At 46.4% G+C, this 18,091-nt stretch carries 16 protein-coding genes and 1 riboswitch; of the genes, 2 read left to right on the top strand and 14 right to left on the bottom strand.

Annotated features, from left to right (window positions below; genetic code table 11):
* Positions 1-5 precede the first annotated feature (5 nt).
* The 7 genes from D1155_RS07465 to D1155_RS07435 all read right to left on the bottom strand — a co-directional run bounded on the left by D1155_RS07465 (position 6) and on the right by D1155_RS07435 (position 7,977).
* Positions 6-953 (bottom strand): MoxR family ATPase, encoded by a 948-nt coding sequence (locus D1155_RS07465; RefSeq protein ID WP_160201768.1) that lies wholly within the window; start codon positions 951-953, stop codon positions 6-8.
* A gap of 381 nt (positions 954-1,334) precedes the next feature.
* Entirely contained in the window at positions 1,335-2,219 is an 885-nt protein-coding gene (locus D1155_RS07460) for a YitT family protein (RefSeq protein WP_160201767.1), read from the bottom strand.
* A 95-nt stretch (positions 2,220-2,314) separates the two neighbouring features.
* The gene (locus D1155_RS07455; protein ID WP_243151045.1) at positions 2,315-3,208 is read right to left on the bottom strand and encodes a YitT family protein; all 894 of its coding nucleotides are present in this window, start codon (positions 3,206-3,208) and stop codon (positions 2,315-2,317) included.
* Between the two features lie 150 nt (positions 3,209-3,358).
* A complete protein-coding gene (locus D1155_RS07450) occupies positions 3,359-4,564 on the bottom strand; it encodes an L-serine ammonia-lyase (protein WP_160201765.1) in 1,206 nt (401 codons plus the stop codon).
* An 87-nt stretch (positions 4,565-4,651) separates the two neighbouring features.
* The gene (locus D1155_RS07445) at positions 4,652-5,533 is read right to left on the bottom strand and encodes an EamA family transporter (protein WP_160201764.1); all 882 of its coding nucleotides are present in this window, start codon (positions 5,531-5,533) and stop codon (positions 4,652-4,654) included.
* Positions 5,534-5,601: 68 nt separating this feature from the next.
* The gene (locus tag D1155_RS07440) at positions 5,602-6,981 is read right to left on the bottom strand and encodes an aminopeptidase (protein WP_160201763.1); all 1,380 of its coding nucleotides are present in this window, start codon (positions 6,979-6,981) and stop codon (positions 5,602-5,604) included.
* A 75-nt stretch (positions 6,982-7,056) separates the two neighbouring features.
* Positions 7,057-7,977 carry a DMT family transporter gene (locus D1155_RS07435; RefSeq protein ID WP_160201762.1) on the bottom strand — a complete coding sequence of 307 codons (921 nt, stop codon included), beginning with the start codon at positions 7,975-7,977 and terminating at the stop codon, positions 7,057-7,059.
* 306 nt (positions 7,978-8,283) lie between these two features.
* Between D1155_RS07435 and D1155_RS07430 the strand changes: the two genes are divergently transcribed.
* On the top strand, positions 8,284-8,961 hold the full coding sequence (locus tag D1155_RS07430; protein ID WP_160201761.1) for an amino acid racemase: 678 nt from the start codon (positions 8,284-8,286) through the stop codon (positions 8,959-8,961).
* A gap of 44 nt (positions 8,962-9,005) precedes the next feature.
* Here the strand turns inward: D1155_RS07430 and thiC are convergent, their stop codons facing one another.
* Positions 9,006-10,310: a phosphomethylpyrimidine synthase ThiC gene (gene thiC, locus D1155_RS07425; RefSeq protein WP_160201760.1), complete on the bottom strand. Its 1,305-nt coding sequence runs from the start codon at positions 10,308-10,310 to the stop codon at positions 9,006-9,008.
* An 84-nt stretch (positions 10,311-10,394) separates the two neighbouring features.
* A riboswitch (TPP riboswitch) is annotated at positions 10,395-10,504 on the bottom strand.
* Between the two features lie 115 nt (positions 10,505-10,619).
* Positions 10,620-12,920: a vitamin B12-dependent ribonucleotide reductase gene (locus D1155_RS07420; protein ID WP_160201759.1), complete on the bottom strand. Its 2,301-nt coding sequence runs from the start codon at positions 12,918-12,920 to the stop codon at positions 10,620-10,622.
* Between the two features lie 241 nt (positions 12,921-13,161).
* On the opposite strand from D1155_RS07420, the gene D1155_RS07415 reads away from it, so the two are divergent.
* Positions 13,162-13,425 (top strand): helix-turn-helix transcriptional regulator, encoded by a 264-nt coding sequence (locus D1155_RS07415; protein ID WP_160201758.1) that lies wholly within the window; start codon positions 13,162-13,164, stop codon positions 13,423-13,425.
* Between the two features lie 60 nt (positions 13,426-13,485).
* Here the strand turns inward: D1155_RS07415 and D1155_RS07410 are convergent, their stop codons facing one another.
* Genes D1155_RS07410 through yhbY form a run of 5 tightly spaced genes read right to left on the bottom strand, consistent with a single transcriptional unit; the run spans position 13,486 to position 18,067 of the window.
* Positions 13,486-15,336: a S8 family serine peptidase gene (locus D1155_RS07410; protein WP_160201757.1), complete on the bottom strand. Its 1,851-nt coding sequence runs from the start codon at positions 15,334-15,336 to the stop codon at positions 13,486-13,488.
* Positions 15,333-16,448 carry an MraY family glycosyltransferase gene (locus D1155_RS07405; RefSeq protein ID WP_160201756.1) on the bottom strand — a complete coding sequence of 372 codons (1,116 nt, stop codon included), beginning with the start codon at positions 16,446-16,448 and terminating at the stop codon, positions 15,333-15,335. Before D1155_RS07405 ends, D1155_RS07410 begins: the two co-directional genes overlap by 4 nt.
* Before the next feature lie 30 nt (positions 16,449-16,478).
* The gene (locus D1155_RS07400; protein WP_160201755.1) at positions 16,479-16,952 is read right to left on the bottom strand and encodes a cytidine/deoxycytidylate deaminase family protein; all 474 of its coding nucleotides are present in this window, start codon (positions 16,950-16,952) and stop codon (positions 16,479-16,481) included.
* Positions 16,945-17,754 (bottom strand): tRNA pseudouridine(38-40) synthase TruA, encoded by an 810-nt coding sequence (truA, locus tag D1155_RS07395; RefSeq protein WP_160201754.1) that lies wholly within the window; start codon positions 17,752-17,754, stop codon positions 16,945-16,947. Before truA ends, D1155_RS07400 begins: the two co-directional genes overlap by 8 nt.
* Positions 17,755-17,770: 16 nt before the next feature.
* Positions 17,771-18,067: a ribosome assembly RNA-binding protein YhbY gene (yhbY, locus tag D1155_RS07390; RefSeq protein WP_160201753.1), complete on the bottom strand. Its 297-nt coding sequence runs from the start codon at positions 18,065-18,067 to the stop codon at positions 17,771-17,773.
* Positions 18,068-18,091 lie beyond the last annotated feature (24 nt).

The raw sequence follows: 18,091 nt of genomic DNA, 5'->3' as shown, positions 1-18,091 counted from the left end.
GGCTCCTATTTTTTACCCATGGCAGGTTTCTTGGTTCTCGTTAGAATTTCCGATAAGATTTCAGCCTTTTCCGCCTGATTCTCTTCGCCGCTGCGGTCTGTCCGAATACGATGCCCCATCACATAAGGGAACACTTCCTGTACATCCTTTGGCATAACAAACTCCCGTCCGTCAAGCCATGCAGCTGCCTTTGCCATCTGACAAAGGGCGATACCCGCTCTGGGACTTGCTCCCTGAAGGAGTCTTTGATGCACTCTGGTTCCTCGCACCAGATTGACAATATATGCAGAAACCTCTTCACCGGCAAAGACTTCGTCGACCTGCTTCTGCACTGCCTGCAGAGTCTGAATGTCGAGGTTTTGTTTTACTGTTTCAATCGCAGTTCTTCCGCCTTTTCCCATAATCATAGCAAGCTCGCTGTCAAAATCCGGATAGCCCAAAGACAGACAAATCATAAAGCGCTCCATCTGTGATTCCGGCAAAGGCTGCGTTCCGGCGCTTCCCTCCGGATTTTGCGTAGCAATGACAAAGAAAGGACTCGGCACTTTTCTGGTAACACCCTCCACACTGACCGTACCTTCCTCCATGACCTCCAAAAGGGCTGACTGCGTTTTCGGCGAAGTCCTGTTAATTTCGTCCGCCAAAAGCAGATTGCAGAAAACACTGCCCGGCTGATAAACAAGCTGCTCCGTTTCCTTCTGATACATGGAAAATCCCGTCAAATCCGAAGGCAGCACATCGGGCGTAAACTGCACCCGCTTATAGTCCAGTTCCATTTCCCTTGCAATGGTCTCTGCCAAAGTAGTCTTTCCAGTCCCCGGCAAATCCGTAAGCAGGACATGTCCGCCGGAAAGCAGTGCTAAAATTATCTGCTTTACCTGCTCCTCTTTTCCTAAAATTATACTGTTTACATCCTTCATTACCTGCTGCAACGCAGTTCTTGCTTCATTCATGGTAGCACCCCTTTTCTATTCAGACTTGTCTGATAACTATATTCTTATTTTATCATATATTATCTTCTGCTTTCAAGGCACTTCTCTCCTTTTGATTCTATTTTAAAAAAGGGGCGGGTACTCTTAGACGAAAACTTAACCCAAATCAAGAAATGTTCAAAAAAATGTATAAGAACGCTGTTCTGAAAGCGCAGTAGACTTACATCATTTGCAAGATATGCAGCAAATCCGAAATTTTCTTGCATAAAACGCAAAAATGCATATAAGTTTAGCCGCCGCTGCCTACCGACGACAAATACTTTTATACATTTTTTTGACATTTTACGATTCTCGGTTAAGATTTGCCCTTTCACTTATACATTTTAAGGAGAAAAATCTGTTTTAAGTTAAATTTGATTTTTCCCGCCTTATCCGTTTCGCTGCGCCCGTCTCAAAGGAAAAGCCCCTGCCCTTCACTTCCTTGACACTGCTTATAGTAAAAAAGGCTTCCGGATCAATGCTTAAAATCGCTCGCTGCACTCGGTTCAATTCCCGAGCAGGGAGCACACAAAGCAAAATATCCTGCTTATTCTCCTGATAGCCGGATTCCCCATAAAACACTGTATTTCCAATGACCATATCGGCAAAAGCCCGTCTCATCTGCTGATGCTTTTCACTGATAATAAAGATCTGCACCGAGCTTCCGCCCATGAGAACCACTTTGTCCGCCACCATAGAATAGAAAAAGGTCAGCAGAATCCCCAGCAGGATTTCCTCCATGTTCCTTGCAAAAATCACCTGCGTCAGAAGAATCGCAAAGTCGATGAAGTACATGGGAAGTCCCACTGAAATGCCCAGCTTACGATTGAAGATAATCGCTAAAATATCCGTGCCTCCAGTGGATGCGCCGCATTTTATTACAATCCCCATGCCAACGCCTGCCAGTACCCCGCCGTAGATAGTCGCCAGCATTACATTGTCCGTAATTCCGTCTGCAAATCTTGTATGCTCAAAGAGATTGATGAACATCGGATACGCAAAAGTGCTGACAATAATCGAGCCGGCAAACTTTTTCCCCAAACAAATCCAGCCTGCCAGAAACAAAATCCCGTTAAATGCCATTACCGTATACGATACCGGAATCCCATAAAAGTGCTCCATTACTCTGCCTACACCCGTGGAACTTCCAATCATAACACCGCTAGGCAGCACAAATGCCACGATTCCAAATGCTGCGATGGCAAGTCCTGCAAAAACTGCAATATAGTTAATGATGATCCGTTTCATGATATTTCCCTTTCTCTTATAAAGTCGTCCGAAAAGGATTATATCACAACTTTTGGTCTATTAAAACAAATTTAATCCGTATTTTGATTAATTTTTTATTCATCTTTTACAGTTTTGCTTTTCTTATATTCTTTCCCCATAGAAAATCCTCTGCCGCTGACTTGACTGACTCTGCTGACTGTCATAAAGCACGCAGGATCGATTCCATGAACAATCCGTTCCACCTTGGGCACTTCTCTGTTTGAGACTACAGTAAAGACCATCTCTGTCTGATGTGCAAGATAACCGCCTCTCGCAGAAAGGAGTGTCGTTCCTCTGTCAAGCTGCACGCCGATTGCCTCATTGATTTCTTTTGACTTTTCGCTGATAATTTTAATCTCTGTCTGGGTCGTGCCTATGAGCATCAGCTTATCAATAACCATCGTATAAATCATGACCAGCACAATACCATAAAGGATTTTTTCTGCACCGGTAAAAAATGCCTGTGCCAGCAAAATACAGGTATCAAACACATACAGACTGACTGACACCGGCACCTTGCAGAACTTCTGCAAAATCAGTGGCGGCACGTCCATACCCCCGGTAGAGGCGCCTGCGCGAATCACCACGCCAACTGCAATACCAATACCAAGACCTGAAAACAGCGTGCACAGAATCACATCGTCTGTAATAAATGCGCCCGGAAACAGTCTGTCAAGCCCTTCCAGAGCCAACGGATATGTAAAGGTGCTGATAATGGTGGTCAGCGCAAAGCGGCTCCCCAGCACAAGGAATCCCGCCGCCAGCATAATCACATTAAACACCAGCACAAAACCTGAAATCGAAATTCCACTCAAATGATTAACCGCCAGGGCTATGCCAGTACTGCCACCTGTCACCAATCCGCCCGGAATCAGAAAAAATTTCACCGCCAGCGCATAAATAACATTACCTGCAATCACGCAAAGGACTCTCGCCGCATTATCCCTTAAACTTAATTCTTTTTTCAACACCATGCCTCCTCAAATCATAACTGAGACCTATCCTAAAGCAAAGCCTCGCCCTTGTCAATAGACCCCCATTAGCATGGTAAAGAGATAATATAATATAAAACTGCTGCAAGCTTACCTCGCAGCAGTTTCTTCATACTGTTTTAAACTTTATTCAAAATACGTCTTTGCCAGGCCGCCTTCACTGGTCTCCCTGTATTTGCTGAACAAATCACAGCCTGTCTCATACATGGTCTTTATCACCACGTCAAAGGATATTTTTCTGGTGTGAGTCAAAAAGTTCGCCAAGCTTACCGCATTAATCGCACGCATAGCCGCAACAGCATTTCTCTCAATACATGGAATCTGCACCAATCCGCTGATAGGATCGCATGTCAGCCCAAGGTGGTGTTCCATAGCGACCTCAGCCGCATATTCGATCTGGTCAATTTCCATACCGAAAAGCTCGCCAAGTCCTGCAGCAGCCATAGAGCAGGCGCTTCCTACCTCTGCCTGACAGCCGCACTCAGCTCCGCTGATAGAGGCATTGGTCTTAATCAGATTTCCGATAAGCCCCGCCGTTGCCAGCGCATCCACAATCTGCTCATCGGAATACTTTCTGTTTTTCTGCATGTAGTAAAGGGTTGCCGGCACCACACCGCAGGAGCCGCAGGTCGGTGCAGTTACCACCATACCACCGTCCGCATTTTCTTCACTGACCGCATAGGCAAAAGCACATACCAGCCTGTTTTCTCTCGTCTGCGGGCTTTCATCAATATGATTCTGGCGATACAGATACCTAGCCTTTCTCTGAACGGAAAGCCCGCCCTGTAAAGTGCCTTCTGCAGAAAGCCCCCGGCGCACAGTTTCTTTCATCTGGTTCCAGATTTCATGCAGATAATCACGAATTTCTTCGCCTTCCGTCTCATAAACATATTCACAAAGGCGAATATCCCTCTCTCTGCAGTAAGCATGTATTTCCTCAAAGGATTCCAGCTTATATACATCCTGCGGCTTTGCAGGCTTTTGCCCTTTGACGGCAATACGTCCGCCGCCCACGCTGTAAATTTCCATCTGACATGTCACACTGCCCGCAGCGTCCAGCGCTTCAAAAAACATGGTGTTAGGGTGCGGCAGCTCTTCGTCCGGTGTATCACTAAAAATCATTTCACACTTGTCAGAGCCAAGTACATCTAAAATCGCTACATCGGTCATATGACCCTTTCCCGTCTTTGAAAGAGAACCATACAAGGTAACTCTATAGCTAGCAGCATCTTTTGTCTCCTCTGCAAAAATTTCCGCTGCCAGGGTCGGTGCAATGGTGTGAGAACTGGACGGTCCTCTGCCGATTCTGTATAATTCTCGAAGTGATTCCATAATATTCCTTCTTTCTTTTTTAGACTTAAATCAAATCATTTCATCTAGCATTATATACGGAAATCTCCTTACCTCGCAACCCTAAAATTATCTGCCTACCGCAAACAATATGACGCCCAAAACCAGCAGTCCAAACCCGCCCCAGCCTTTTGCTGAAAGTTTTTCCTTCAAGAAAATCCGGGACAGAATGATGGAAATCACCATGCCCATACGGTAAATAGTCATAATGACCGCCGCTTTTCCAAGGAAAAGAGCCTTATACACCAGCACATGACCGGCTCCGGAAGCTGCTGCGCCCAGCAGAATAAACAGCCATGTCTTTGGGGAAATTTCCCCAAACTCTCTGCCCTTTCCTTTCTTCGCCAGCAAAAGCCAGAGCATTACAACCACGATGATGTAACGAAAAGTGGAAGTCACATTGGTGTCGATAGGCTCAGTATCCGACTTTACGATGACATAGGAAATAGACGCGCAAACCGCGGAAAGTCCCGCAAAAAGAATCCATCGCTGCTCACTATTCCAAAGACCTTTGCCTGAGAGCGCTGCAAGTTCCTGTCTGTCCATCATCAGTAAGGTTCCAGTAATAATCAATGCCGTTCCAACCATCATGAATACAGTAATTTTTTCTTTGATAAATACCGCACAAAGAATCATGGAAATGACGATGGTAAGACTTTGAATGGCAAGAAATACGCTGACACTGCCGCCTTTGAGTCCCAGAAAATAAAATGCCCATGAGATGGACAAGACAATGCCGGACGCAAGTACCGAAAGCCATGTGCTCATGGTCATATCACTGACCTGCCCGAAGCTGCCAGAAAAAAGTGCTGTTCCTGCAAAAGCCGCAAGAAGCACCGTATTTGTCACCGCACCGGTCACATAAGCATCGGCGTCCTTAATTCCGATTTTAGAAAGTATGGTTGATACACCGATAAACAGCGTAGAAATCACCGCAAGTAAAAGCCACATAAAAACAGGCTCCTTTCGTTTTGTTTCCAGTAGTTTAAACGAAAAAAGCCCGTTTTATGTCATTTTAATTACATTCTTTTCAGAAATACTTCATAGCCTCTCTTGGTTTCGTAAACGTCAGCTTTGCTGGTTACTTCCCAAGGTGCGTGCATGTTCAGTACCGCTACACCGCAGTCGATAACGTCCATGCCGTAAAGCGCCAGAATGTACGCAATCGTACCGCCGCCGCCGATATCGACTTTACCCAGTTCTGCCAGCTGATAGTGGATTCCTTCATCGTCCATGATATTTCTGATTTCAGCAATATACTCAGCGTTGGCGTCGTTGGAGCCGGATTTGCCGCGAGAACCTGTGAACTTACTGAATACCATACCGCGACCTGCAAAGGAAGCGTTTTTCTTTTCGTAAACGTCTGCGAAGAGCGGGTCGTAAGCAGCATTTACATCAGAGGAAAGCATTTTGGAGTTAGCCAGCACTCTGCGCAGCGTAAGCTCGCTATACTGCCCCATTCTATCAAGAAGTTCTGCTACTGCATTTTCAAAGAACTTGGATTCCATACCGGTTGCACCTACGCTGCCGATTTCTTCTTTATCTACCAGAATGCAGCATGCCGTTTTTTCTATATCTTCCACGTCCAGCAGGGCTTTCAGGGAAGTAAACGCGCAAACTCTGTCATCCTGACCGTAGGACATAATCATGCTGCGGTCAAGCCCTGTATCTCTTGCCTTTCCTGCCGGAACCACTTCCAGCTCAGCAGAGAGAAAATCCTCTTCTTCCATGTCATATTTTTCTTTTAATAGCTTCAGAATAGTTGCCTTTACAGCATCCTTTTCTTCACCTTCAAGGGGTTTGCTGCCGATGAGTACGTCCAGATTTTCGCCCTCGATGACAGAGCCCGCCTTCTTTTCCATCTGTTTTGCGCCAAGGTGCGGTAGCAGATCTGTAATACTAACGACAGGATCATTTTCATCTTCACCGATTACGACATTGACTACCTGTCCGTCTTTCTTAGCAACTACACCGTGAATGGCAAGAGGCATTGCTACCCACTGGTATTTCTTCACACCGCCGTAGTAGTGCGTATCCATGTATGCAAAATCGGAGTCCTCATAAAGCGGATTCTGCTTCACATCCAGTCTCGGAGAGTCTACGTGAGCGCCCAAAATGTTCATGCCGTCTTCGATATTCTTTTTGCCGATGTGAAACAGGGCAATGGTCTTGCCCATGCAAACCGCATAAACCTTATCGCCAGCCTTCAGACTTTCTCCAGCTTTGATTACGTCCGCCAGGTCTTTATAGCCCGCAGCTTTTGCCATTTCGATGGTATTCTTTACACATTCTCTTTCGGTCTTGCCTTTGTCTAAAAAATCCTTATACTCTTCGCAAAGAGTCTCAAGAGCCTTTAAATCATTTTCCTTATAGCTTTTCCAAGCGTTTGGTCTTTCCATTTGACATTACTCCTTTACTTCTTTCTATCCTTTATCTTAGCCCAAAGATTGAGATAATGCAAGGAAAGATTTTCCTTACGCCTCTTCGCCATTTTTTCCAAACCGATTTACCCCATAAACACCTGCAAGTACCAGCACCGTTGCTATAATCTGGGTTTTCGTAAAAGTTTCACCCAGATAAAATACTCCGCCAAGGACTGACGTTACGGAAGCTATGCTTGCGAAGGCGGCACGCTTTGTCGCACCGATGATAGAGATGGAATAATTTGCGCAAAGAAACGCAATCAGATTGCACCCTAAAGACAGATACAAAATGCACACCAAAAAACCGCTGTTATGTAAAGGCAGGGTCAGAAATTCGACAACCGTTCCGTTCATTGCATGTTCCACAAGGGCGCAGCCGGTAAACACTACCGCGCCGCTGACAATCATCGCATAAGTTTTTTCTGCACTGTTAAAGCCTTTGATATTCTGGGAAGTAATAGCGTACGCTGACTCGCTGCACATGGCAACAAGCAGAAACAAATATCCAAGGAAGCTGCTGGAAGTCGTCAGCTCACCACCCATTCCAATCATCACTGCGCCGGCTACAGTTACTACCATGCATGCAATCTGCAGCTTGGTCGGCTTATCCCGCAGAAATACTGCACTAAACAGCATAGTAATAATAGGAATGCAGGCAAGAAGCACTCCGCTTTCCGCCGCCGTAGTTCTCTGCACGCCCAGAGTTTCCATGATGAAATATAAAACCGGCTGAAAAAAGCTGAGAAGCAGAAGCGGCTTCAAATTTTTTCCTTTTAAATCGATTTTAATAATGCCCAGCACTGCGCAAATGGTCATGGCGAAAAACGCTACGATGGTACGCCACGACAGTAGTGTAAATACCGACACATCGTTGACGCACATTCTAATAAAAATAAAGCTTAGTCCAAAGAGAACTTCGCTGAAAACTGCAATAATAATTCCCTTGCTGTAAACGCTCTTTCCCTGATTCATGGCAATTCCTCCTAGCTCTAGCCAACTCTAGCTTATATTGTAGCATGAAGAAAAAAGCATTTAAAAGGGTGTAATTTTAGAATGATTGGTATAATACCTATTTCATTGGAAATTTTCTAAAACCATGCTATGCTGCAGCTTATCACAGTAAAGCCATGAATCCCTTCTCTTCCCCACGGCAAAGCGTGAATTCAATTTTGACATATTTTTCGTGCCTTTGTCATATCCTTCGTCTTGCCTCGCATTGACTTTTTCTGTCCCATCAAGTAAACTAAAGAAAACAAAAATCCCACTGGAGGTGTTATCATGAAAACCATCGGCATGATTGGAGGTCTGTCCTGGCATTCCTCTCTGCAAATGTACGAATACATCAATCACTATGTCGCAAATGCACTGGGCGAATACAACTGCGCCAAAATGGTTCTCGCCAACGTCAACCTGCAAGATGTTTTTATCACCCGCAAAGATGAACAGGAGCAGGTGCTGCTGGAAGGCGCACGCCAGATTGAAGCCGCAGGCTGTGATTATTATATTATCTGTTCCAACACCATGCACAGGCATGCTCCATTCCTGCAGGCGCACATAAAAACGCCGCTGCTGCATATCGCAGACGCCACTGCTGACGCAATTCTCGCAAAAGGTATTTCCTGTATTGGTCTCATGGGAACCCGTATCACCATGGAAGAAGATTTTTATCGCGGCAGGCTGGAGGAAAAAGGTCTGAAAGTCCTCATCCCCGAAGAAGACGACCGGGCGTTTATCGACAAAGTACTCTTTGAGGAAACTGGCTTTGGTATTGTCAAAGAAGAATCCTCAAAGAAATTTTACAGGATTGCCGAAAAGCTGACTGCTTCCGGCGCAGAGGGCGTTATCCTCGGCTGTACCGAAATCGGCATGCTGATGCAGCAGGAACACACCGAAATCCCACTCTTTGATACGACAATCATACACGGAGAAACCGCCGCAAAGATGGCGATTGAATAAACTAAAAAACAGCCGCTATCGAAACGGCTGTTTTGCTTATTTTCTTATAATATATCAATATGTTCCCCTGCCAGAGCTTTGTTCATACTTCTGACAGCGCAGAACTTTCCGCACATAGAGCAAGTATCTTCATGTTCTGGTTTTCGTTCCTCACGGATTGCCTTTGCCGTCTCAGGATCAATGGCGCATGCCCACTGTGCCTCCCAATCCAGCTCTCGTCTTGCATCAGCCATACGGTCGTCCATTTCACGAGCCCCGCGAACACCCTTTGCGATATCCCCTGCGTGGGCTGCGATTTTGGAAGCGATAATCCCCTGTTTTACGTCTTCCACGTTCGGCAGTGCCAAGTGCTCTGCCGGGGTTACATAGCATAAAAATGCTGCGCCGGAAGCTGCTGCGATAGCCCCGCCGATAGCAGAGGTAATATGATCGTAACCCGGGGCAATATCTGTCACAATTGGACCCAGCACATAAAATGGTGCGCCGCTGCAGATGGTCTGTTGCAGCTTCATATTCGCCGCAATCTGATCCATCGGCATATGTCCAGGTCCTTCTACCATTACCTGCACATCTTTTTCCCAGGCACGCTTTGTCAGTTCACCCAGACGCACCAGCTCTTCAATCTGGCAGACATCGGATCCATCGGCAAGACAGCCTGGACGGCAGGCATCTCCCAGAGAAATAGTTACGTCGTACTCTCTACAGATATCCAAAATTTCATCAAAGTACTCGTAAAACGGGTTTTCCTCACCGGTCATAGTCATCCATGCAAAGACCAGAGAGCCGCCGCGGGAAACAATATTCATCTTCCGCTTATGCTTTTTGATCTGATCGATGGTCTTTCGGGTAATGCCGCAGTGCAGCGTTACAAAATCCACGCCGTCTTCTGCGTGCAGTCTCACTACATCGATAAAATCTTTCGCAGTAAGCGTATCCAGATCCCGCTGGTAATGAATCACGCTGTCATAGATCGGCACCGTTCCAATCATGGCAGGGCATTCCGCTGTCAGTTTGCGGCGAAAAGGAATTGTATCTCCGTGAGAAGATAAATCCATGATGGCATGGGCTCCCATATTGACTGCCGCCATGACCTTTTCCAGTTCCACATCCATATCCTTACAGTCTCTGGAAACACCCAGGTTCACATTAATCTTGGTCTGCAGCATAGAACCGACTCCCTCCGGATCGATACATTTGTGATTTTTATTGGCGCAAATTGCCACTTTACCAGATGCCACAAGAGGCAGCAGTTCTTCTGTCGTCATGCGCTCTTTCTTTGCTACAATTTCAAGTTCCGGGGTTACAATCCCTTTGCGTGCAGCTTCCATCTGTGTTGCATATGCTCTCATTTTCGTTTTTCCTCCTTACGTATCTTCGGACATCTGCAGCCGCCGCAAAAAAACAAACTGCCAATGTCCCCGCAGGTCCATTGGCAGTAAATCGTCCATATTTCCCTACGTTGGCATTATCCAAATCAGGTTGCAGGTCGAAGCAGTATCAGCTCCCTCTCAGCCCATTACTATGAGCTCCCTTTTTTATGTTTATATATTTATCTTAGCACTGTATCTTACAAATTGCAAGAAATTCTTTACAATCCGATGCGGTGGCACGCGACTGCGGTATGCGTTACGCAGCTCGCCATCCGCAAGACGCATTTATCAGCCGCACTTAGAAAATCCACAGTTTCTGCAGATCACACAGCCGCCTTCATGTTCCACTACACTTCCGCATTCCGGGCAAGCATGAATCTCACTGGCAGATGCTGGTACTTTCTGGCTCTGCTGTGCAGGTACTGCTGCAGCAGTTGGTGCTACCGACGCTGCGGTTTCACCTGACTGTTCCTCAATAATCTTAGAAACTTTCATAATCACCCTTGCGATAGCGTCTGGACAGGATGTGCAGCCCATGCCCTGCTGTCTGATGGTAGACGGACATCTGATTCCCTTCAGCTGATCATAAACTTCCTGAATAGAGATACCGCTGCGCAGCGCTACCGATACCAATCTCGCTGTAGCTTCGCTCTGGCTTGGGCAGCCGCCGGCTTTTCCCGTACTGGTAAACACTTCGCAAATGCCGTTTTCGTCGTAGTTGGTCGTCACATAAAGGCTTCCGCAGCCGATTTTCATCTTTTCTGTAAAGCCGCGGGTTACGTCAGGACGCGGACGCGGTTCGATATGACCGTAGCGTTCCTCCTGGCAGGTCGGGCAAGCTGCCGCAGTCTGCGCAGATGCACCTTCTCTGTTTACCTTGCCGATATTAAGTACCTGCTCTTCTCTGCTGCCGTCACGATAAATAGTCACACCCTTGCAGCCTTCTTTGTATGCCAGAAGATATGCCTCTCGCACTTCGTTTCTGGTGGCTTCCTTAGGGAAGTTTACAGTCTTTGAAACGGCGTTGTCCGTATGGCGCTGGAAAGCTGCCTGCATTTTAATGTGGTCAATCGGCTTGATATCGTGTGAGCAAACGAAAACATCGCGCACTTCCTGCGGGATTTCCTCACAGTGAGCGATAGTTCCCTCTGATGCAATTCTGCGAAGCAGTCTGTCGCTATAAAGCCCCAGTTCTTTCAATTTCTCTGTCAGAACCGGATTCACCTCGATCATCTCTGTGCCATCCATAATATTGCGGATAAACGCATAGGCGAAGACCGGTTCTACACCGGAAGAACATCCGCCGATGATAGAAAGCGTGCCGGTCGGAGCGATGGTAGTCACCGTCGCATTTCTCATAGCAGCCCCATCCTTTAAAGTGCTGACCGAGAATAACGGGAAAGTTCCGCGCTTTGCTGCCAGCTTACTGCTTGCCGCATGACCTGCCGTATTGATATACCCCATGACTCTTTCAGCAAGCTCCACAGCTTCATCAGAATTATATGGAATACCCAGCATTAAAAGAGCATCTGCCCATCCCATTACGCCCAGTCCGATTTTACGGGACGCACGGGTCGTTTCTGCAATCTTATCCAAAGGATAATTATTGGCATCGATGACATTGTCCAGAAAATGCACTGCCTGCTCTACAGTTTCTCCCAAAAGACGGAAGTCAAATTCATAGCCCGTCAGCGTTTTTCTCAGCATCTTCACCAAGTTAATGGAGCCCAAGTTGCAGCTTTCATATGGCAGCAGCGGCTGTTCTCCGCACGGATTGGTACTTTCAATTTCGCCCTGCGTCGGGGTCACATTATCGCGGTTAAGCCTGTCCAGGAAAATAATGCCCGGCTCTCCGTTTTTCCACGCATGGTCAACGACAAGGTCGAAGACCTTTTCTGCGCTGAGATGTCCTACCGCTTGCTTTGTCTTCGGGTCGATGAGATCATAATCACTCTGGCTCTCTACCGCTTCCATAAAAGCTTCCGTAATACCAACACTAATGTTAAAATTTGTAATCTCTTTATTGTCTGCTTTGCAGTTGATAAAGTCCAAAATATCCGGGTGATCAATTCTAAGTACACCCATGTTAGCACCTCGTCTAGTGCCACCCTGTTTCACAGCCTCCGTTGCCGCATTGAATACCTTCATAAAGCTGATAGGTCCGCTGGCAACGCCGCCCGTAGATCTAACGGCTGATCCACTCTGACGAAGTCTTGAAAAAGAAAATCCCGTACCCCCACCAGACTTATGAATCAATGCCGCATTCTTTACAGAATCAAAGATTCCTTCCATACTGTCTTCCACCGGCAAAACAAAGCAGGCTGAAAGCTGCCCCAAAACTCTACCCGCATTCATCAGAGTCGGGGAGTTTGGTAAAAAGCGCAAATCCGTCATCAGTTCGAAGAACTGATCGCTGAGCGCCTTCGTATCTGTCGTGTTATCGTATTTTGCATCTGCTGCAGCGATGGTATCTGAAACTCTGCGAAACATACCTTCTACTGTTTCCGTCAGGTTACCTTCTCCATCTTTGCCCAGATATCGTTTTTCCAGTACTGTTAAAGCATTCTTGCTGATTTCTGAAATTGCCATATTTTCCTCCGCTATACACTTTATATATTGTCACAGAGATAATTATATCACTATATGTAGTGTATAGCAACAAGTTCTTCCAACAAATTCACGATAGCTTTATAAGAAGACTGCGCACGCCGCAATTTATCCTATTTCTTAAAAGACTAGCAGCGGAACGAAAGAAATCCTAAAATAGGTCAATTTCCCCTATTTTTTGTAGGTCAATTTGCCATAATAGTTCTAGAAAGGAGGCGTGACAGTGAATAGACTCAAAGAACTTCGAAAGAAAAAAGGTCTTACTCAGGTCAAAGTGCAAATCGAAACCGGTATAGACCAGGCTGACTATTCAAAGATGGAGCATGGCAAACGCTATCCTACAACGGAGCAGGCAAAGGAACTGTCCTTTCTCTTTGAAACCAGTCTCGACTATATCTATGGCATCACTGACGATCCCACGCCTTATCCCAGATCAAAGAACGCCGTACCGAAAAAGAAGCGAAAGGATTCAGAGCCTAAAATATAAAACCTCCAGAAGCTGCACCATACAGGGTGTCATCTGGAGGTTTTTGTTTTGTTTCAGGAATTATTTTACTGTCACTTTGCACGTTTTGGAAAGTCCGTTACTTGTTTTTACAGTTATGGTTGCTGTACCTTTCTTTTTCTTTGCAGTAACCACTCCTTTGCTGTTTACGACAGCAATAGTCCTGTCTGAAGAAGTATAGGTCAACTTTCTGCCGTTGACGCCACTCTTAGAAAGAGTCGCTTTCAAGGTAAAGGCTTTCCCCTTTGCGAGACTCTTCTTCGAATAGTTCAGTTTTAGACTGCTAACCGCATTAACAGTGCAGGTTGCTTTCACCAGTACATCATTTCCTGCTGCGTCCACCGCATATACCGAATAAATGCCCGGAATGGTTAGGGTTTTGCTGACCGTCCCATCTGCACTCAAAGAAAGCTTGGTGCCTGCCCCGCTTCGGAAGTAGGAAAGAGACTGACTGCCCCTAGCATATCGCACAGTTGGCAAAAGACCACTGTCATCGCTTGCTGCGATTTTCAGTTTCTGTTTATAGGAACCGCTGATTTTAGATACCGATGCTTTTAGCTGCGGTGCCTTGACATCAATCTGATAATCATCTTCACTGTAATCTGTCAGCGACTTATATAAATCCAAAAATCTTCCCGACACCACTCTTCCGTTTAGAGAACTCTTTCTCTGGGCGCCGGAAAGAAGCAAATGGCGGATACCTGCTGCGCTGATATCTTTATAGTAGGAATGCAGCACCGCTGCCGCCCCCGTTACAAAAGGAGCCGCCATGGAGGTTCCTGACATATCATCATATTTATTGTTAGGAATTGTACTGTGAATCACGGTTCCTGGCGCCGCAATATCTACAGATTTACTGCTGTAATTGGATCTACTGTTCAGTCTGCCATTGCTCTGTGCATTGCCGACACAGATTACATTGCTCAAGTCATAGCAGCCCGGATAAATCGGCTTATTGTCCAGATTCAGTCCATCATTTCCTGCTGCGCAGACAAACAGCATATCTGATGCCGCAATGGTCCTATACAAAGTCTCATCGTCGACATAGGAACCCATGCTCAAGTTGCAGATATCTGCACCGTTTCTCTCTGCATAGCGAATAGCTCTAACCACATCGTAGCTGTCTCCAAGTCCCTTCGGACCTTCCAGTACCTTTAAATCCATGATGGAAACTTTGCCTGTAGCAGAGGCAATTCCGGCAATCCCATTCCCATTATTAGTAGCTGCGCCGATAATGCCTGCACAGTGAGTTCCATGGGCATAGTAGTTGTTGATTGCGCCATCGCTGAGAGGTCTGTTTTTGGCAAAATCATATCCATGAACATCATCCCGATAGCCGTTTCCGTCATCGTCCTTATCATTTCCTGGGGTTTCTCCAGAATTTACCCAGATATTTGCAGCTAAATCGCTATGCGTATAGTCCATACCGGTGTCGATAACTGCCACTACAGTTTCGCTCATTTCATTCAGATGTTCCATGATAAAATCATAGCTTTCTTCAAAACCGATATCCACGCCGGTTTCTTCATTATGCAAGCCCCACTGCAAGCCATAAAAAGGATCATTAACCCTTGTCGCTTCATATACAAAATTCGGCTGTACAGAAAAGTTCTCTGCCTGCGCCTCCAAATCCTCTCTAATCTGATCTTCTGTAATACCGTTTTTGACCTTAATCAGTGCCAAATCGGTTCCATCAAAGCTGATGTCCTCTACATAAGACGGCAGCTTCAGCTCTGACAAATCTGAAGTGGCTGTTAAGATATATTCCTGCTTTCTGACCTCTGCAGAGGTATCTCCTGCTGTATCCGTACCAAAAGAAATCACCGGCACCATAGTTACACCCAGTGCCATGGCTAAAAATAAAACTATGCCTTTTTTCTTTAACCTTTTCATTCTGTTGCCTCCGATTTTTCGCTTCTTTTCTCCTCCATCCGCTCCTCTTTTGCAATATTGACTGCCTTGATGTGCGGCATTTTATGATTCGGATCGGTGAGGAATACGTACAAATATATAGTCGCAATCCCTACCAAAACAAAAGCGTCTTTATAAAGCTCTCTGCTAATCAGCACAGCCGCCATTCCCATGGTTGCACTAACGCCGTAAAGCATCAACACAGCTCTTCGCTGTCCGTATCCCGATGCCATCAGCCTGTGATGCAGATGACCTTTGTCCGCTTCCATAATCGGTCTTTTATTTACAAGCCTACGTAAAATAGCAAAAAACGTATCAAAGATTGGAATTCCCAGCACCACGACCGGCACTACAACTGCAATGATGGTCGACCGTTTCAGCGGTCCTACCACCGACAGAGCAGCAATCATAAACCCGAGAAACAGCGAGCCTCCGTCTCCCATAAAAATCTTTGCCGGAAAAAAGTTAAAGGGCAAAAATCCCAAACATCCGCCGGCAAGAGTCAGCATAGCAAGGCAAACAATCATCATACCATACTGATCTCCATGAATATAGGCAACATAGGCAATGCAAAGGGCAGAAATCGCTGCGTTTCCAGCCGCAAGTCCGTCCAGTCCGTCAATGAGGTTGATGGTATTGGTAATCCCTACAATCCAAAGCACCGTCACGATAAAGCAGACCACTTCCCCGAAAAGGAGCTTTCCTTCTCCAAAATAGTTTGCAATGAACTTAATCCGAAGCCCCATATAATACATCAAAATCGCAACCAAAAGCTGACCGCCGAACTTCAGTTTCGCGTTCAGATTCTTTAAATCGTCAACCACACCCAGAATATAGATCATAGTGCCGCCAATCAAAACCGGTATCATCTTTTCATTATCGCCTGCATAAATTGCAAGAGAACCGATAGTTCCCACGAAGATTGCCAATCCACCAAAGCGAGGCATTGCCTTGGTATGCATCCTTCGTCCGTCTTTCGGCACGTCAATCGCACCGATTTTAGGAGCAATCTTAATCGCAACCGGCGTAAACAAAAGTGCCAGCGCAAAAGCTGTTACAAAAGCCGCCAGTAGCGTCAGTCTCGTAATTTCCATAAATTTGTTATCCTTCGTACTTGTATTCTATTAGTCCAGCATGACGATCTTAAGACCCGCTTCATCTAAAATCTCTACAGAAAGCTCATCTGGATAACCCTCTTTTACCACAATGCGTTTAATTCCTGCGTTGATGATCATCTTTGCACAAATTACGCAAGGTTGATTGGTAACATAGATGGTCGCATCTTCGATGCTCTGGCCCAGCGTTGCCGCCTGGATAATCGCATTCTGTTCCGCATGAAGCGCTCTGCAAAGCTCATGGCGCTGTCCCGATGGAACTCCCATCTTCTGACGCAGGCAGCCACCCTTTTCGTCGCAGTGGGCAATGCCTCTGGGCGCGCCGTTATATCCTGTGGCCACAATATGCTTGTCCTTTACAATAACTGCTCCAACCTGTCTGCGCAGGCAGGTAGAGCGCTTTGCTGTCAACTCTGCCATCTGCATAAAATATTCATCCCATGTAGGTCTGTTATCTTTTGCTAAAATCTTCGTATCAGCCATGATCGTCGTTCCTTTCTTTCATTGGTTTTTCATCGTAATATATTTCCACCAGGTACAAGCCCTGGGGTGGTGCTGTGTGCCCCGCTCTCTGTCTGTCTGCCGACTGCAGAATTGCCGGAATGTCCTCTGCAGACTTCTTCCCTTGTCCAACTTCTACTAAAGTACCCACAATAATCCGCACCATATTGTAGAGAAAGCCATCGCCGGTCACCTCTATGTGCATCTCTCCTGCCACAGGTTCTTTGATCTGAAGGTCATATATCGTGCGCACGGTAGTCTCGCGCACGGTTCCCCCCGCAGCCTGGAAACAAGCAAAGTCATGAGTTCCCTCGATAAAAGCTGCTGCCTTACGCATAGGCTCTGCTGCCAAAGCGGCTTTCAGGTGGTAACAGTAATTTCGCGAAAACGCGCTGGCTGCGCTGCCATGTCTTAAGATATACCGATAAGTCTTCCCCTTGGAGTCAAACCGTGCATGAAAGTCTGCCGGCATTTCTTCTGCCCTGATAATCCGCACATCACCACAGGCGTATCCGCTTCCCAGACTCCCCGCCAAATAGTTATTGACTGCCAGAGGGATTCTGTCAGTAGGAATCCCAAACTCACCCCGGAAAGACGCCCGCTGGGAAAGCGCATGCACACCGGCGTCGGTACGACTGGTACCGTTTATCTGTACCGGCTTTCCGCATACATGGCTCAGCGCCTTCTCCAGTTCGCCCTGCACCGTCCGCACGCCAGGCTGTCTCTGCCAGCCGGAGAAACCTGTTCCGTCATATTCAATCGTCAAAAGAATATTTCTTTCCATGTTTGATTCTAATGCCTTACTTTCTCGGAAGCTCAATCTGCTTGTTGTCCTTAGACTCTCTGTACAGGGTAAATTTTCTTCCGATGGCCTGAACAAACTCTGCTCCCAGTTTCTCAGCAATCTCGTTGGCGGTTTCTTTCGGGCTCAAAGTGCAGCCCTCCTGAATCTTCACTTTTACCAACTCTCTGCAGTAAAGTCCGGTGTCAATTTCCTTGACGATATTCTCCGTCAGTCCCTGTTTTCCAATATATACCGTAGGGTCTGTGGTCTGTGCAAGTCCTCTCAAAAAACTCCTCTGCTTGCTTGTAATCATAAATCTATCCTCATTTCATCTTAA

The sequence above is a fragment of the Anaerotruncus sp. 80 genome (assembly GCF_009936115.1).
Lineage (GTDB): Bacteria > Bacillota > Clostridia > Peptostreptococcales > Anaerovoracaceae > Senimuribacter > Senimuribacter intestinalis.
The sequence above is the reverse complement of the archived record's forward strand: the minus strand, read 5'-3'. Positions and strand labels throughout refer to the sequence as shown.

Bases quoted from the DNA above. Each gene is read 5' to 3' on its own strand.
- D1155_RS07430 (WP_160201761.1), top strand. From the start codon at position 8,284: ATGAAAACCATCGGCATGATTGGAGGTCTGTCCTGGCATTCCTCTCTG.
- D1155_RS07435 (WP_160201762.1), bottom strand. From the start codon at position 7,977: ATGAATCAGGGAAAGAGCGTTTACAGCAAGGGAATTATTATTGCAGTT.
- thiC (WP_160201760.1), bottom strand. From the start codon at position 10,310: ATGAGAGCATATGCAACACAGATGGAAGCTGCACGCAAAGGGATTGTA.
- D1155_RS07450 (WP_160201765.1), bottom strand. From the start codon at position 4,564: ATGGAATCACTTCGAGAATTATACAGAATCGGCAGAGGACCGTCCAGT.
- D1155_RS07400 (WP_160201755.1), bottom strand. From the start codon at position 16,952: ATGGCTGATACGAAGATTTTAGCAAAAGATAACAGACCTACATGGGAT.
- D1155_RS07440 (WP_160201763.1), bottom strand. From the start codon at position 6,981: ATGGAAAGACCAAACGCTTGGAAAAGCTATAAGGAAAATGATTTAAAG.
- truA (WP_160201754.1), bottom strand. From the start codon at position 17,754: ATGGAAAGAAATATTCTTTTGACGATTGAATATGACGGAACAGGTTTC.
- D1155_RS07410 (WP_160201757.1), bottom strand. From the start codon at position 15,336: ATGAAAAGGTTAAAGAAAAAAGGCATAGTTTTATTTTTAGCCATGGCA.
- D1155_RS07465 (WP_160201768.1), bottom strand. From the start codon at position 953: ATGAATGAAGCAAGAACTGCGTTGCAGCAGGTAATGAAGGATGTAAAC.
- D1155_RS07460 (WP_160201767.1), bottom strand. From the start codon at position 2,219: ATGAAACGGATCATCATTAACTATATTGCAGTTTTTGCAGGACTTGCC.
- D1155_RS07405 (WP_160201756.1), bottom strand. From the start codon at position 16,448: ATGGAAATTACGAGACTGACGCTACTGGCGGCTTTTGTAACAGCTTTT.
- D1155_RS07445 (WP_160201764.1), bottom strand. From the start codon at position 5,533: ATGTGGCTTTTACTTGCGGTGATTTCTACGCTGTTTATCGGTGTATCA.
- D1155_RS07420 (WP_160201759.1), bottom strand. From the start codon at position 12,920: ATGGCAATTTCAGAAATCAGCAAGAATGCTTTAACAGTACTGGAAAAA.
- yhbY (WP_160201753.1), bottom strand. From the start codon at position 18,067: ATGATTACAAGCAAGCAGAGGAGTTTTTTGAGAGGACTTGCACAGACC.